Here is a 14929-nt window from a genome sequence, read left to right on the forward strand (position 1 = left end):
CCTCGCATTGACCACGATCAAGCTCATTGTCGGCCTGGGCAACCCCGGTAGCGAATACCGGGGCACCCGCCATAACGCCGGCGCCGATTTTATAGAGGCGCTGGCACGCGACTGTGGCGTGCCACTGCAGGAAGAATCCAAATTTCATGGAGTGACCGGTAGGGGCAACTTCGCCGGTCACGACCTGCGTTTGCTTGTTCCTACCACTTTCATGAACTGCTCTGGTCAATCGGTAGCGACCATGGCGGGTTTCTTCAAAATTGACCCGGAAGAAATGTTGATCGCCCATGATGAACTCGACTTCCCGGCGGGCAACGCGCGCTTTAAAAAAGGCGGCGGCCATGGCGGACACAATGGGCTGCGCGACATCGTGCCGGCACTGGGCAACAATGCGGCTTTTCATCGCCTGCGCATTGGTATCGGTCACCCCGGTCACGCGTCGAAGGTAAGCGGCTATGTGTTGAGTAAGCCCTCGGCAATCGATCGCGCCCTTATCGACGCCAGCATAGAAGAAGCAATCGCCGCCCTGCCCCTGCTGCTGGATGGCGATGCCACCAAGGCGATGACTCGCCTCCACAGTTTCAACGCGGCCTGAACGGCCCCTGATAGAGAAAGGAACGGCATGGGTTTTAATTGCGGCATTGTCGGACTGCCGAATGTAGGTAAGTCCACCCTGTTTAACGCCCTGACCAGCGCGGGCATTGGCGCGGAAAACTTCCCCTTCTGCACCATCGAACCCAACGCGGGGATCGTGCCGGTGCCCGATCCACGGCAGTCGACAATTTCGGCGATTGTGCAGCCACAGAACGAAATCGCAACCACCATGGAGTTTGTGGATATAGCAGGCCTCGTTGCCGGCGCCTCCAAAGGCGAAGGGCTGGGCAACCAGTTTCTCGCCAATATCCGTGAGACCGATGCCATCGCACACGTGGTGCGCTGTTTCGAAGACGAAAATGTCCTGCACGTCGCCAACCAGATAGACCCCGAGGCTGACATCGAAGTCATTAATACCGAACTGGCGCTGGCCGACCTGGAGAGCTGCGAAAAACAATTACAAAAGGTGACCCGCACCGCCAAAGGCGGTGACAAGGAAGCGGTCGCCATGAAGACACTGCTTGAAGAGACGCTATTGCCACACCTGAACGAGGCGAAACCAGTGCGCGCCCTCACTCTGGATGACAGCGAGCAGGCGCTGGCAGCGCAGTTGTTCCTGCTCACTAACAAACCCACCATGTATATTGCCAACGTGGACGAGGACGGGCTGGAGGGCAATGCTCACGTCGATGTGGTCAAGCGCATCGCGGCCGAGGAAAATGCCCACGTCGTGACGATTTGCAACAAGCTGGAATCCGAGATTGCCGAGCTGGAAGGTGAAGAACGTCAGGAGTTCCTGGAGGAACTTGGCCTCGATGAATCAGGTTTGGACCGTGTCATTCGCGCCGGCTACCAGCTGCTAAACCTGCACACTTATTTCACAGCGGGCGAAAAAGAAGTACGTGCCTGGACAGTAAGAGTGGGCGCTAGCGCCCCCGAGGCAGCCGGCGTTATCCACACCGATTTCCAGAAGGGCTTTATCCGGGCAGAGGTGATCGGGTATGAGGACTTCATCGCCAACAATGGCGAGCAGGGTGCCAAGGATGCGGGCCGTTGGCGCCTGGAGGGAAAGGATTACATTGTGCAAGACGGGGACGTTATCCACTTTCGCTTTAACGTGTGACCCGCGGCGGGTAAGGCGCGCTAGCTAATCAGGCGTCTAAGCCCGCCTGACACCAACGCAGACGCTTGCGCCAGTACCCGCGGCAGCGCCAGCCCACCGGGCGACGCCAGATAACGCGGCTCCCATTCCGGTGCGAATTTTTCTTTGTAGGCACGCAACCCGTCAAAATTATAAAAGTGCTCGCCGTGGCGATAAATGAAAGCTCCAGCGCGCACCCAGGTTGAGGCCAGATGGTGGTCGGGTAGCCCGGAGAGCGGCGCCATACCCAAACCGAAGCGGCGGTAACCCGCCTCCTGGCCCCACAGTATGGTGTGAATAAACAACAACTCCATGACCCCGCTGGGGGCGTCATCCGAGTACCGCATCAGGTCAACCGACAAGCCGTCGTGCTCACTGCCGCACCACAGGTTGGCAAAGGCCACCACCTTGTCTTCCACGCTGATCACCGCCACCGGCATGTCGCGCAGATAGTCTCGCTTGAAGGCGCCGAGAGAGAAGCCCTTCTCAGCCGTGTTTTTACCGGCCAACCACTGTTCTGAAATCGCTTGAACGGTATCCAGCATGGTGTCGGACTGGGGCGCGGGTATCACTTCAAAGCAACACCCATCGCGCTCGCCACGATTAATGGCCTGACGCATCTTGGCGCGTTTTTTACCCTCCAGGCTGAACTCGGCCAAGGGCATTTGGGCCGATTCGCCCAATTTGTGAAGTGACAATCCCAAATCCAGGTAAACCGGCAAATTATCGGCGGTGATTTCATAAAACACCGGCCAGGCACCGTGACGATCGCACAGTTCGCGAAACTGCCAGATCAGCCCCTCATGCTCCTCCAGAGGGCCCACGGGGTCGCCCATGGCAATCAAGCTGTTGCCCGCTACGCCGTACATGATAAAGGCGGTTCCCGCTTCGTTGAGTAAAAACTGCTTGTCACCCAGCAACGCCAGCCTGGCCTCGGGATCCGGACTGGCGGCCACAATGGCGGACACGCGCGCCATCGTGTCGGCATCCACTGCTTCCGTGGCGGGCAGTGCCGGTCGTGACAGGCGCCACAGGATATAAAAACTGAGGGCAATCGCCGCAGCATAGAGTGCGGTGCGCGCACGAGCACCGTATTCACCGGCGCTGAATTGACCAAACAGATCAGCCGTATGACGGCCCGAGTGCTCTATCCAGCCAATGCTCCAGGCGATACCCAGCAGTGTCACTAACAGCACCACGGCCCAGTAACGCGGCAGGGGCGGCAAACGAAGCGCGGAGAGACGACTGAATTCCGCGCGGCCCAGCCACAGCGCCAACATCAACAGGGCCAGTATCAAACCCACAAAAAGATGGGCACTGAGCAAGATTGCGCTGATAAAGCCACTGGCCAACAGCGCCAGCGACGCACGAAAGCTGCCGCGCGTGCGTGCAGCCAGCCCCCGCGAGACCAACACCAGTGCAAGGCCGCTCAGCATCGCGACCGTGGCAGAAATATCGACCAGCAGACGAATATCGGTCAGGTGCAGTTTGGTGGCCAGCGGGGGTAGCACACTGCTGATCATCAACAACAGGCCCGCGAGAAACGTACCCACGGAAAAAACCTGCGGCGCCAGCCGACTCAGGGCTTTGCGCAGGGTGCGACTGGTCTCGCCAATGGCCTGTCGTCGCTGCAGGGCCTCGAAACCACCAAACAGCGTCAGGGCAAAAAACACCGGTAACAGCGTGTAAATAAAGCGATAGGCGAGCAGCGCACCGAGAACCGCCGGCGCAGAGTAATAGGGCGCCAACAGCGCCGCACAAATACTTTCAAACACGCCCAATCCCGCAGGCACTGTGCTCAGCACGCCGAGCGTCTGGGCCGCGAGAAACACCGCCAGCACCTGCCAGTAACTCACCTCGGCAGACGCGGGCAATAGAAAATACAACACCGCCGCGGCAAGACTCCAATCCACCGCGGCAACCAGTGCTTGCGACACTAGGCCCCAGAACCGCAGCAGGGGCAATTCAAAACCACGCCAGTGCAACGGCTTGTGACGCGTCACGTTAAGCAACAGCAAAACGGCCATTCCGACCAACAGAAACCAGCCGACCGGGCGTGTTGTCGCAAAGGGAAGACTCAAGGTATCCGGCAGGGGAAGGGCCGCCTGCGTCAGCACCATTCCGCCCACGGACAATACGCCTACCCAAAACGCCAGCACAGTGAGCGCGATGACGCGCGCCACATCACCAGCCTCGACGCCAAAGCCGCTGTACAATCGATAGCGCACCGCGCTCGAACCAATCACCGACATACCCAAATCCATGCTGAACACGTAGGCGATGAATGAGGTCAGGGCAATGCGGCCGTAGTGTAATCGGTTGCCGAGGTGCCGCAAGGCGACCAGGTCATAGCCGGTCATTGCCAGGTAACTGCCGCCGGTACACAACAGGGCCAGCAGCAGGTGCACTGCCGGAATCGCGCGGGTCTGCGCCAGCACCTCCCCCAGCGAGTGTTGCTTTAGCTGCAGATCCAACGCAAACAGGGCCGCCATAAACAGGCACAAGCCCAACACGGGCCGCAGCCAGTGGTGCAGGTGATCTCGCCATGTCTTAGTAGTTGCCATCCTGACTCAAGTATACTGGTATTCGGGTCGGGCGCATCATGCCCCGTCGAAAGTGCCGGTGCCAATAACAGCCCGTGGGGCCGGGTGATTTTGCCTTCAGTGCCACGCTCAGCTTCTCCAGTGCCTTCTTCTCAATCTGTCTTACGCACTCTCTGCTCAAGCCCAATTCCTTGCCGACCTCATCGAGTTCCCTGATCTTTAATTGTTCTGCACCATTTAAAACGGGCTATAGACCGTGTACTGTCCCCACACAAACGCGCGGATTTAGAAAAAAAGACTCGCCACAAACGGAAACGCCATAGAAAGACCTGCTAATTTGCTCCCTCTCCAGGCTGGCAACGGGTTGTAAGATCGCGCTGACCGTTATATCTGGCGGTGATGTGCACCAGCCTGCATAGGCACTGAGCGTGCGAGATCCAGCACAAAATTTTTGCATATTGCAAAGGCAACGCATGGTACTTTCACGGCCGACGTCATCAGGAAAAAGCCACTTGCGCGGCGCAATGCCGCTGTCATCAATTCGCACAACGAGCATACGTGGTATTGCACTGCTTTTTGCTGTGCTGTTAGCCTTCCTGGCTATTCGGGTTTGGGTAAGCGAAGAATCCAATAACGCCGCTCAGTGGGTAACCCACACGCAGGAGGTTGAAAAAACATTACGAGGCCTTCTTTCGATAATTCAAGATGCTGAAACGGGCCAACGCGGCTATCTCCTTACGACTGACACAGCTTACCTTGAACCTTATTATGCTGCCCGTTCGGACATTTTCGACGAGATTAAGCAATTACAAACAATAACAAAAGAAAAACCATTAATTCAGGAAAACATCGCGACCCTCAGTGCGCTTGCCGCAGAAAAGCTGGATGAACTCGGTCGCACTGTTGAATTACATCGTCAGGGTCAGAAAAAACAGGCACTTGCCATTGTGAAATCGGACAAAGGCAAACTACTAATGGACCGCATTAGAGTCGTGATCGATTCAATGGAGCAGAGAGAAGGCACATTACTTAAAGAAAGAAAGCTATATCTTTCGCAGGTGACGAGAGTGGCACGGATCGCCGAAATAATTGTTTTCATCATTTTTTCTGGAGTGGCATTGACTGTCCTCATACAGATTGGGCGTGCCCTGCGCTCTCGGCAGCTTGCGGAATCTAAACTTATCGAAAATGAGGAGAGAACCCGACTCATCCTCGACGCAGCAGGGCAAGGCATCTGCGGCATAGATCCGCAAGGATGTATCGTCTTTGCGAACCGTCAGGCGTGTAACTTGCTGGGATACACTGCAGAGGAGTTATTGGGAACCCATATGCATAGCCTGCTTCGCCATAGTCGCCCTGATGACTCCACCTACCCGAAAAACGAATCTCCAATTTTAAATGCGCCTGAGCACAATCGTACTGCGGAGGTCAGCACCGAGATGCTGTGTCGAAGGGATGGCACCAGTTTTCCCGTGGAATATGTCTCGACCTCTATTCGCGATAACGATAAAACGATAGGCGCGGTTGTGCTGTTCAGCGACACCACAGAGCGAAAACGACTGGAAGAACAACTGAGAAGATCACAAAAACTAGAGGCGATCGGTCAGTTATCTGGCGGGATTGCGCACGATTTTAACAATTTACTGGGCGTCATGATGGGTAACGCCGAGATGCTGGAGATTGAGCTAAAGTCTGGCGGAGACCCCCTCAAGTTTACTGACGGCATTATGAAAGCGATAGAAAAAGCGGCGTCACTAACACAACGACTGCTCGCTTTTTCGAGGCAACAACCACTTTCTCCTAAACCAACTGATATTGCAGACGTTATCATAAGCATGGAAGACATGCTGAGACGAACACTAGGTGCAACAGTAGATCTGCGACTAGATTGCACAGAAGCTGTTCATGCGATGGTCGATCAGGGTCAGCTTGAGAACGCTATTTTAAATCTTGCATTAAACGCCAGGGACGCCATGCCTTCGGGGGGCGTCCTAACAATCCAAGCCCATTTGAAAACGCTTGATGAAGCCCACACAAAAGATCACGAAAATACAGAGCCAGGGGAGTATGTTGAGATAGTCGTAAGCGACACAGGTTTTGGCATGGCTCCAGATGTTGTCGGAAATATATTTGAGCCATTCTATACAACGAAAAAGTTTGGAGAAGGTAGCGGACTTGGATTAAGCATGGTTTATGGATTTGTGAAACAGTCGGGTGGTCATATCACAGTTGTCAGCGAGCCCGACATAGGTACATCCGTGAAGGTCTACTTACGACGCTCACTTGAGACTGCTGAATCGTCTCCAAAACTTGAGACTGAGAAGCAACTACCCCGAGGGACGGGACGAGTTCTTGTCGTCGAGGACGAGACGGCTCTCCGCGAAATCTCTGTTGAAACCCTTGTTAGCGCCGGCTATGACGTTGTTGAGGCAGAAGACGGAATAGCCGCTTTGCGCCACTTAGAAAGTGGTGCAGGATTCGACCTTCTGTTCACAGATTTAATATTGCCGGGCGCTATAATGGGACATGATATAGCTAAACGAGCGAAAGAAATTCAAAGCGATATTAAAGTGCTCTATACGACAGGCTTCGCGGAAAATACGCTGACTCGCGCTGGAACGCTGCAACCAAGCGCTGCAATATTACACAAGCCATATCGACGCAAAGAATTGCTGGAAAGCGTTGGGGTTGCCTTGTCTGATGACGGCTACAACAGGTCGACGCTGTAAGCTTATAACGTAGTCCGGGGCGTTAGAGCACGAGCGGCAGTCTGCCCGTTGCCCCGGTGAGTACCGTCTGTTCGACCAGCACCTGCGTCCCGGGTAAGCCTGCACACATCCAACGCCACCAGCGTTTTTCGTAAGCCCCAATGCTGGCTTGGCCCGCACCTTGCTCATAAAGCCGGGTGACTTTCTTACGAAATCGCGCGATGTTGAACTACTTGGCTTTAAAGTGTTTGATTAAACGCAATAGTAATACGGCGATGGTGAAGACGAGAAAAGGGGTATAAAAACTCGGGTCGACTTTGCTGTGCTTAACGTACGTCATAAAGAAAACAAACCAAAGGTAATAACCGCCGATGAGATGAAATTTTTTCCAATTTTTTATACCCAGCCGATGCTGAGCCTTATCTGATGAGGTCAGTGCCATCAGCGCAATAAAGACATAACCGATGCCGCCGAATATCCACTGGCTTCGTGCCTGATCTTCAAGGAACGGCTCAGGAAAAACGACAGAGACTAAAGTAATAAGGCCAAGGTGGATAAAGTGCGAGGCAGCGAAGCTGACGCCGATATAGCGTCTATTTTTCAAGACCCATTTTGAAAAAGGCGCTTTCCAGAAGTAGTACACACTGGATGCGGTAAAGGCGAGGGAGAATAAGAAGAGAGAACTTTTGCCGGTGGACCGTATCGCTACGAGTATGCTGTCTGCATTCCACGGAGTGGACGCCAAAAATAGCGTAACCGCAAGCAGGATTAAACCTCCAACACAGTAGGTAATATTCCAGCCATGTAGTTTCACGCATTGGGCCTTTCTGAGTGTCGTTATCGGAGTGAAAAAAATTATTCTGGATAGATAAAGTATAGGACTCTTACTGGTTGAAACATAGAACAATTAACAGGGTGCCTCATGTTCTCTATTCAGACTATGTCAGTGTCCAATGCGGCAGCAGCCAAAGAGCCTCACCTAGTCTAGCTGACTCACCTCTTTCAGAAGCTATGGATACAAGACCGTAGGTGCATCGAGCAAGACTATAAACACTTTCGTGTCAGATTTTATCCTGTGGGCATGAGCAGGTCGTCTTTTCAGGCAGGATTACAGCGTTATGATCATACGCAGCATTGTGCGCCGTCGAGCATGAAGGACCAATCGCCCTGATCCACTGAGAGACAGTTCTGCGACTTCGCAAAGTTAATTTATCGATACCCTTGGGACAGTTTTGGCGGGCCTCGAAAAGTTAACTTGTCAGTACCTCTACAGCAGGTCATCTTCACCACAAGGCCCGTCACAGGGGTTTGAGACAACACCCTCATCGTAAAAACGTCGCAGTACACTACCCAATCCCTCCAGTTCGGTAGCCCGTCCGTGTGGATCGAGGTCGGTGTCTGCCCAGTGGGGTATATTAGTGTTGGGCGGCAGCGGGTTGCCGAAATCGATTTCAATCATCCCGGAGCCAGTGTGTTCGCCTTCCACTACCTCTAACCCCCATACGTCGCGGATAAGTGGTGCGAGGTTCACTACGCCCCCGATTGTGCGTGCCATGATATGCGCACCGAGGTTGGTTACCTGGTGGTCGGCCTTGGAGACCTGCACCACCACTTCGTGCGCGGGGGTATTCGGCAACAGGTTTTCACGGATGTACTTGGAGTAGCCGGTGGGTTCTGCCCGGTCCCAAAGTCCCTGCACCAGCGCTAGTACCATCTGCATATCCAGCGCGTTCCAGTTGTACTGGCTGTAGAGCGGGGCGGCGAAGGGGTCGAAGTTCACACTGCGGTTCAGTAACAGGTTGTAGGATTGCCCGGGAACTGCCAGCAAGCCACGCTCTATATCTGTGTTAATAGCCATCAAGCTGGCCCCGAGTATTCCGCCTTGACTGCCGCCGAAGAAGTAGCGTTTGCTGCCATCCAGCACGGCGCCACCGCAGTAAGTGTTGAGCGCTTCGTTCAGAGGGGTGGATGGTCCACCGTCTGCCTCTACCGACAGGGTACGCATAGCGATCAGGAAATTCAGGAATCCCTGATGCATACGTTCCGGTACCACGCGAAAATCGGAGATATTGCCACCAGTGAGGGCATTAACAACGGTAGCGGTGTCGTCGCCCGAAAAGCCCTTCCAGTCCAGGCCAAAAAAGGCAAAATTCTCGGCGACAGCGAGGGGCTGTGTACCCAGAACCTGTTCCTTTGCCCCTAATTGCCCGTGGCCGAACGCTACCAGTGGTGCGGCTTCGGTCTGCGCGCTTATGGGTACAATCAACGCGGCGGAGTAGGGGTGGAAGCCGTTTTGCTCAGGCAAGCCGTTGTCGCCTAGGTTAAAGCCAGAACCGGTTTCGCCGCCGGTCATGTACAGCGGTACATCAAAGGTTACTTCCAGGCGGCAGGCCATGCCGCTGATCAGGTCACCGCTGCGATCTTCAATATTGTAGGACACTCCGTCGGGATAGCGCGCGAGGGCGTCATCGCGAATATGCAGCATGGCAGCGGTGTTGTTCTCGCGGCTGCTGGTGGTGAAGTCCCAGGCTATCTGCAAGTCATTGCGGGGGATACCGGCTGCTGCCAATGTGTCGAACAGATTTTCAAAGTGAGCGCGACGTGAACGAATGACATCGTCTGTGGAGGCTTTCTGGTCGCGTAGCTCGGCAAACCCTTGCGAGGCTGGCAGCGTAGTGCCATTTTCATCCTCCACATTGCGTATGGCAATGATGTAACGTGTGGCGTCGTCCAGACGAATTGCCGGCCTTAACATGAAAGCCTGTTCTTCGCGCAGTTCGTCGATGCCGCGATCAATGTTAAAGGATGGGTCGGATTCGCCTGCATCCACGCGCAACTTTGCCTGCACTACATATTCATCCCGATCCACCCAGTGGGGAAGACGCTCGCCCGTGTCAGCATTCAGAATAATGGTGGCTGAATTCGCTGCCAGTGATGCCTCTATAGTGTCCGGCGTGGCTAGCCCTGTTACCGTTGCTCCAGGCAAATGCACCATGGCAGCAATACCGGGAGAGAAACCATCCATCTCGTTCACGGCATCGGTTTCAGACCCCTGCCCTGTAACAGTTGTCGGAAATATATCTGCCGGCAAGGCTAGTCGCCGGCCGCTGGACGTGTCTGGATCTTCCACCGACCAGTAATCGTTAGGATAGGGAAAGCCGCAGTAACTGGGCGTGAGCGGGTCGCAGGCGGCGGGCGGCGGCGTTACTGCAGAATCCTTCTGCAATAAGTCAGTTACTGCAGAATCCTTCTGCAATAAGTCAATGGCATCCGTGTTGTCGGAGCAGGCGGCGAGCGTGGTCGCAACGCAGAGGGCACATGTGATGCGGTAGGGTTTTATCTTTAGCATGTATGAATCTTAGGGTGAGGTCGGTAGCTGGTCAAACGGTAGGGACAAGTCAACTGCGCCAAATTGCTAGAATCGGCAAATGAAAACCGTAATCGCCACCGATTCCGGCTAGCCGTGCCCCTCCCGCAATCATCCCCTTATAGCGTTAGGCCTCGCAGCTTTGGGCTTTAGTCGTAGCCGCAAGTCAAACGGCTAAGGCAGCACCGACTTAATATCAAATAGTCCCGATCCTTCAGGTAGCTCATCGAGTACGCTGGGGCCAAGTCCTTTAGCCTCCAGTGCCACCTTTAGCTTCTCCAGTGCCACTAGACATAGGCAACGGCGCCGCCGTCCACCCGAATATTCTGGCCATTAATAAAGCCCGCCTCATCACTGGCGAGAAACAGCACCAGATCTGCTACCTCCTCACGCGTGGCGAGTCGCCCACAGGGATTGGGGAAATCCTCGGCAAGGATATGCGGGAGAATGTCGTCCCAGTGCGAGCCCCAGCCCTTGCGCTCGGCCTTCAGGCGATAGCCCGCCTCCAGTTCCGGCGTATGGATCAAGCCCGGCGACACGGTGTTCACGGTCACGCCCGTGCCCGCCAACTCCTGCATCAGGCTCACCGCCATCGTCGCAAGTGCCCCTTTTGCGCTGTAATAGTGCGGCATTAGCGGGCCGGGGCGGTGTGAGCCAACCGTGCCCAGGTTAATGATTCGGCCGCGGCCACGCGCCACCATGCCGGGGGTAAAGCCCCGCACCAGCCGGGCCACCGACAGCACGTTCTTTTGGTACATCTCTAACCAGTCTGCATCGGACGCGCTGGACCATTTGCCGCGAGAGGCGGTACCGTAGTTGTTGACGAGGATATCCAGCGTCAGGCCGAGGGTGAGAACCTGCTCGCAAACGGCATCACATCCCGCGGCAGTGGCGATATCGCCAACGACGCAATGGGCGCCCGGTATCGCCTGCGCACACTCCGCTGCGCCGGTTTCGCTCGCGTTACTGTGAATCACCACAACAGCGCCCGCCCCGGCCAGCGTGCGCGCGATGACCTCGCCCGTATTGCGGTCGGAGCCGGTTATCAACGCGGTGTGGCCGGCAAGATCAAACTTCACGGTGTACCCTCCTAAATGAAACGCTACTCACGCGTAAGATACGCGCTCACGCCCTCAAGCCGCGCGTACTCGGCAACGCCGCTCAATCTTCCCTTCCCTGCGCTACCCCCCTATCCTACCTTACCCTCCCATTCCTCAACCCACGATACCAAAACGGCCCAACGCAGACTCCACCGGTGACGCTTCAGCGCACAGCTCGATCACTTGAACGCGCCCTGCCAGCGACTCACCGGTAGGCCCTGTGCAACCGCGCACATCAACTGCCGATGGATCTGCAGCCGCGTGGGCCGGCCGGGTAAGGGCGGCTCTGGCTCTGGCTATGATCATCAACATGACAACGGGTGCGGAATTTTAATCTCTCCGCGCCTGCCCAGAGGGGCGCCAGCAGGCGCTGGCGCGGAGTCTTGACTAAGGTAGGCCAATCACGGAAAATGCGCGCCTCTTCGGGGACAGCAAGTCCCGTGTTACTGTGGCTACGTAGCTCAGCTGGTTAGAGCACAGCATTCATAATGCTGGGGTCGGTAGTTCAAGTCTACCCGTAGCTACCATATTAAAGAATAAAATCAATTACTTATAAGAACTATTGGCCGCTCAAGCACATCAGCCCTGAACTCTTGCTACCCACTTGCTACCTCAGAAGATAATCTGTTGCGTAGCGATTTTTCAGTAATCAGCCACTAGCCAGAGCTATCCTCAGCCGATGAACACCTACAAGCACCATTATGTTTAATGCGTACCACCGGATTCAAACTCGGACTTAGCGGCCTCGTCCAGCCTAATCACGATTGACCTAAAACCATCCTCAAGTGCCTGACCCTCTGGTGAGTCGCACTGGTGCGATATACGGCCTTCCTGGATCAGGGCATTGGCTAGGTGAAGTTCATGGAGGGTCAGCGTAAGAGTGGCTTTATCGGCGGTGTGTTTGAGTAACTTCATCGGCACTCCTCGGCCGTGGCGCTAACAGAAGGATAGACGACATTCATTGAGTTCGCGTTCACCTCATGGAGGCCATAGATGCCGACAGGAAGCATTATTCCTTACTGTATCAGCCGGGTTAATGCGGCTTATCAAAGACATCAGTCTCAGCAGCCCGACGGCGGCGGCGACGGCGGAAGGGTTGAAGTTCCAAATGGATCATTACAAGTCACATCTAGATAGTTTTTATTCGTTGAACAGGTTGGAGGATCTCCCCAGCAAACTGTATTGTTTTGAATTTGTAAATGGTCGTCGCACCACATGGTGCCTCCGCACTCGTCCGGTAAGTGGTGCGTTTTGGAATTGTGCCCTCCAGCGGTTGGTTCAATCTTCCATCTATCCAGAAGACAGGTCAAACCATCTTCGGTTTTGAAAATAGTAAACCTGTGGTCGTTCTCCGATTTACAGTGATAGCTCTCGGCTGCACAACCTGAGTAGTGAATCTGGCAGTAATTAACATGCATGCCTTCCCCACAATTTCCGAACTGACAGCTGTTTTCTCCTGATCCTACTGGCGCTAAGATTTCTCCATATACCTTCTTACAGTATTCATCTACCGGACGTTTCTCCCAAATAAGGTAATTGCATCGATCTTTTCTACCAGCTCGCGCAATAAACCACTCCGCCGCCCGTTCATAATCATCAGGATCCATTTCATCTTTGTCGATCTTCATGCATATCTTTACTTTGTTCGCGTAATCGCAAGCAAATTGCGCGAGCTTCTTTAAGTTGCACTCGCTCTGCGTGTCCATTGGTACAAATATCTTTTCGTCAGCGATCGCCGGCTCAGCAGCCATTAGAAACGAAGTGACTATTAGTATTTGAAGTGAAAATTTATGAACGATTGATCGCAACATTAATAGCCTCCTTGAGTTTGTTCTTTATCTGTCGACGGTGGGCCCAACGGGTCGTCCTCAGGTATAGGGCCTGGATCAACGTCAGCTGCATTGGTTTCTCCCCTGCAGCACTCTCTCTGCACGTCTAACAAGGGGATTACACCTACGCTAGGGTCCCCCGTATCCAATTCAGATTCCACCAAGAAATTTAGGCACTCCCCGTCTGGTATTGTCATCCCGCTCGGGTTTGGAGTAACGCTTGTAATGCGAAAGTAGTCACTTGGTATATCAAGTTTAATTTCCACACTCCCGTCATCCGGGTCCACGACGCAAATAGGGCAACTGCAACCCAATGGTGAACAAATAGATTCTGCTTCTTGTGTTTCAACTGTACAAGAGCCACCCGAATCAGACTGCTCATTCAGGTTAAAGCCGAGAGAGTCGCCTGCAAAGACCGGGCTGGTGAGGGCGTTGTTGTAGAAAGCATCATCGCCAATGGTCGTAACGCTGTCTGGAATAATCACGCTGGCGATGAGGTTTTGCCGGAAAGCATCAGCCGCAATGGTCGTAACGCTGTCTGGAATAATTACGCTGGTGAGGGCGTTGTTGTAGAAAGCACTATCGCCAATAGTCGTAACGCTGTAAGTTGTCCCGCTATCCACAATAGTGGCAGGAATATTTATTACGGTGGCAGTGTTACCCGGTGCACGGCCCGTTACTTCGACGTTAGTCGTCGCACCGATAACGCTATAACTGAGACCATCGATATTGGTATTGGATAGGCAGTTTATCGGGGTCGTTACGACAATCGTTGAGCCATTGTTAAAGCCCTGCGGCCAACCCGCTGTCCCGTTACAATAGGTGATCGTCGCTAGGGTGGGATTGTCATCGAACATAGAGAGGTTAAAGGTGAGAAAGTCGCCTTTAAAGGCCGCGCTGGTGAGGGCGCTGTTGTAGAAAGCACTATCGCCAATAGTCGTAACGCTGTAGGTTGTCCCGCTATCCACAACAGTGTCAGGAATGACTATATCAGTGGCAGCGTTACCCGATGCACGGCCCATTACTCTGACATCAGTCGCATTGATAACGTTATAACTGAGGCCATCAACATCAAATGCCAACACCTGACCCGTCAGAAGCATTGAAGTAAAGAAAACTAGAACCGTCAGTTTCATCTTCATGTTATTCCCTTCTGTTGTTAAGCAGGCCAGATAAAAGACAGCACGACCAATCACTTCACCATTAATACAGACAGCGGTGTTTCCCGGAGACATCGGCCATTAGACATCCAAGAGGCTGGCCCACGGCGTGCTGACTCCCTGTGCTGCTCAGCAGGGTTATGCACAGTGCTACTCCTATGAAACCTAGCTTTCTATATAACACGCACTACTCCTTTCCGCGGGCTTTTACTCGTCTGGTGCTGCGAGGATGAGTGGCCTGATTTAGTGTAGGTCAGATAAAAGCGGTGTGCTGGAATTTTTCTCCCAAGTCCTGCCGGGGTATTTTTAATGATTGCCCTTGTGCTTGTAAGGGTCTCACCGAACCAAAACGTCCCTGGCGAACTACAGATGTCCATACGCGACACGCGAGGATAAGCCCGCGCCTTGAAAAAATGGTGGTACACGTTGCGCCCAGGTCATGCTCCCAGACATTAAAAAGCCCGCACGGTGGCGGGCATTGTGTAGT

General features: G+C 54.1%; 12 protein-coding genes and 1 tRNA gene. 4 read left to right on the forward strand and 9 right to left on the reverse strand.

Translation table 11 applies throughout. From position 1 onward, the window contains the following. Window positions 1-7: 7 nt before the first annotated feature. Entirely contained in the window at window positions 8-595 is a 588-nt protein-coding gene (pth, locus tag EYC82_RS08355) for an aminoacyl-tRNA hydrolase (RefSeq protein ID WP_279249080.1), read from the forward strand. Window positions 596-622: 27 nt separating this feature from the next. Then, a complete protein-coding gene (ychF, locus tag EYC82_RS08360) occupies window positions 623-1717 on the forward strand; it encodes a redox-regulated ATPase YchF (RefSeq protein WP_279249081.1) in 1095 nt (364 codons plus the stop codon). Window positions 1718-1737: 20 nt separating this feature from the next. On the opposite strand, the gene mprF is transcribed toward ychF, so the two are convergent. Continuing rightward, entirely contained in the window at window positions 1738-4299 is a 2562-nt protein-coding gene (gene mprF / locus EYC82_RS08365) for a bifunctional lysylphosphatidylglycerol flippase/synthetase MprF (protein ID WP_279249082.1), read from the reverse strand. After that, complete coding sequence (locus EYC82_RS18140) at window positions 4286-4495, reverse strand: sigma factor-like helix-turn-helix DNA-binding protein (RefSeq protein ID WP_423243916.1); 210 nt, start codon at window positions 4493-4495, stop codon at window positions 4286-4288. Before EYC82_RS18140 ends, mprF begins: the two co-directional genes overlap by 14 nt. Before the next feature lie 295 nt (window positions 4496-4790). On the opposite strand from EYC82_RS18140, the gene EYC82_RS08370 reads away from it, so the two are divergent. Beyond that, window positions 4791-7007 carry a CHASE3 domain-containing protein gene (locus EYC82_RS08370; RefSeq protein ID WP_279249083.1) on the forward strand — a complete coding sequence of 739 codons (2217 nt, stop codon included), beginning with the start codon at window positions 4791-4793 and terminating at the stop codon, window positions 7005-7007. 208 nt (window positions 7008-7215) lie between these two features. On the opposite strand, the gene EYC82_RS08375 is transcribed toward EYC82_RS08370, so the two are convergent. The 4 genes from EYC82_RS08375 to EYC82_RS08390 all read right to left on the reverse strand — a co-directional run bounded on the left by EYC82_RS08375 (window position 7216) and on the right by EYC82_RS08390 (window position 11765). Beyond that, a complete protein-coding gene (locus EYC82_RS08375; RefSeq protein ID WP_279249084.1) occupies window positions 7216-7800 on the reverse strand; it encodes a ferric reductase-like transmembrane domain-containing protein in 585 nt (194 codons plus the stop codon). A gap of 453 nt (window positions 7801-8253) precedes the next feature. Continuing rightward, window positions 8254-10335 (reverse strand): hypothetical protein, encoded by a 2082-nt coding sequence (locus EYC82_RS08380; RefSeq protein ID WP_279249085.1) that lies wholly within the window; start codon window positions 10333-10335, stop codon window positions 8254-8256. A 305-nt stretch (window positions 10336-10640) separates the two neighbouring features. Beyond that, a complete protein-coding gene (locus EYC82_RS08385) occupies window positions 10641-11432 on the reverse strand; it encodes an SDR family NAD(P)-dependent oxidoreductase (protein ID WP_279249086.1) in 792 nt (263 codons plus the stop codon). A gap of 135 nt (window positions 11433-11567) precedes the next feature. Further along, window positions 11568-11765 (reverse strand): hypothetical protein, encoded by a 198-nt coding sequence (locus tag EYC82_RS08390; protein WP_279249087.1) that lies wholly within the window; start codon window positions 11763-11765, stop codon window positions 11568-11570. A 138-nt stretch (window positions 11766-11903) separates the two neighbouring features. Here EYC82_RS08390 and EYC82_RS08395 point away from each other — a divergent pair. Further along, window positions 11904-11980 (forward strand) — tRNA-Met (locus EYC82_RS08395). A gap of 178 nt (window positions 11981-12158) precedes the next feature. Here EYC82_RS08395 and EYC82_RS08400 read toward each other — a convergent pair. From EYC82_RS08400 to EYC82_RS08410, 3 genes are all read right to left on the reverse strand, one after another. Beyond that, window positions 12159-12368, reverse strand: a complete 210-nt coding sequence (locus tag EYC82_RS08400; protein ID WP_279249088.1) for a hypothetical protein — start codon at window positions 12366-12368, stop codon at window positions 12159-12161. Window positions 12369-12514: 146 nt separating this feature from the next. Next, a complete protein-coding gene (locus EYC82_RS08405) occupies window positions 12515-13264 on the reverse strand; it encodes a hypothetical protein (RefSeq protein ID WP_279249089.1) in 750 nt (249 codons plus the stop codon). Further along, window positions 13264-14424: a leucine-rich repeat domain-containing protein gene (locus tag EYC82_RS08410; RefSeq protein WP_279249090.1), complete on the reverse strand. Its 1161-nt coding sequence runs from the start codon at window positions 14422-14424 to the stop codon at window positions 13264-13266. The genes EYC82_RS08405 and EYC82_RS08410 overlap by 1 nt, the downstream gene beginning before the upstream one ends. Window positions 14425-14929 lie beyond the last annotated feature (505 nt).

The sequence above is a fragment of the Candidatus Marimicrobium litorale genome (assembly GCF_026262645.1).
Classification (GTDB): domain Bacteria; phylum Pseudomonadota; class Gammaproteobacteria; order Pseudomonadales; family Halieaceae; genus Marimicrobium; species Marimicrobium litorale.

What these genes read in the sequence shown, in the direction of transcription:
- EYC82_RS08390 (WP_279249087.1), bottom strand. Translation starts at nt 11,765, where the DNA reads ATGTTGATGATCATAGCCAGAGCCAGAGCCGCCCTTACCCGGCCGGCC.
- EYC82_RS08410 (WP_279249090.1), bottom strand. Translation starts at nt 14,424, where the DNA reads ATGAAGATGAAACTGACGGTTCTAGTTTTCTTTACTTCAATGCTTCTG.
- mprF (WP_279249082.1), bottom strand. Translation starts at nt 4,299, where the DNA reads ATGGCAACTACTAAGACATGGCGAGATCACCTGCACCACTGGCTGCGG.
- EYC82_RS08380 (WP_279249085.1), bottom strand. Translation starts at nt 10,335, where the DNA reads ATGCTAAAGATAAAACCCTACCGCATCACATGTGCCCTCTGCGTTGCG.
- EYC82_RS08405 (WP_279249089.1), bottom strand. Translation starts at nt 13,264, where the DNA reads ATGTTGCGATCAATCGTTCATAAATTTTCACTTCAAATACTAATAGTC.
- ychF (WP_279249081.1), top strand. Translation starts at nt 623, where the DNA reads ATGGGTTTTAATTGCGGCATTGTCGGACTGCCGAATGTAGGTAAGTCC.
- EYC82_RS08400 (WP_279249088.1), bottom strand. Translation starts at nt 12,368, where the DNA reads ATGAAGTTACTCAAACACACCGCCGATAAAGCCACTCTTACGCTGACC.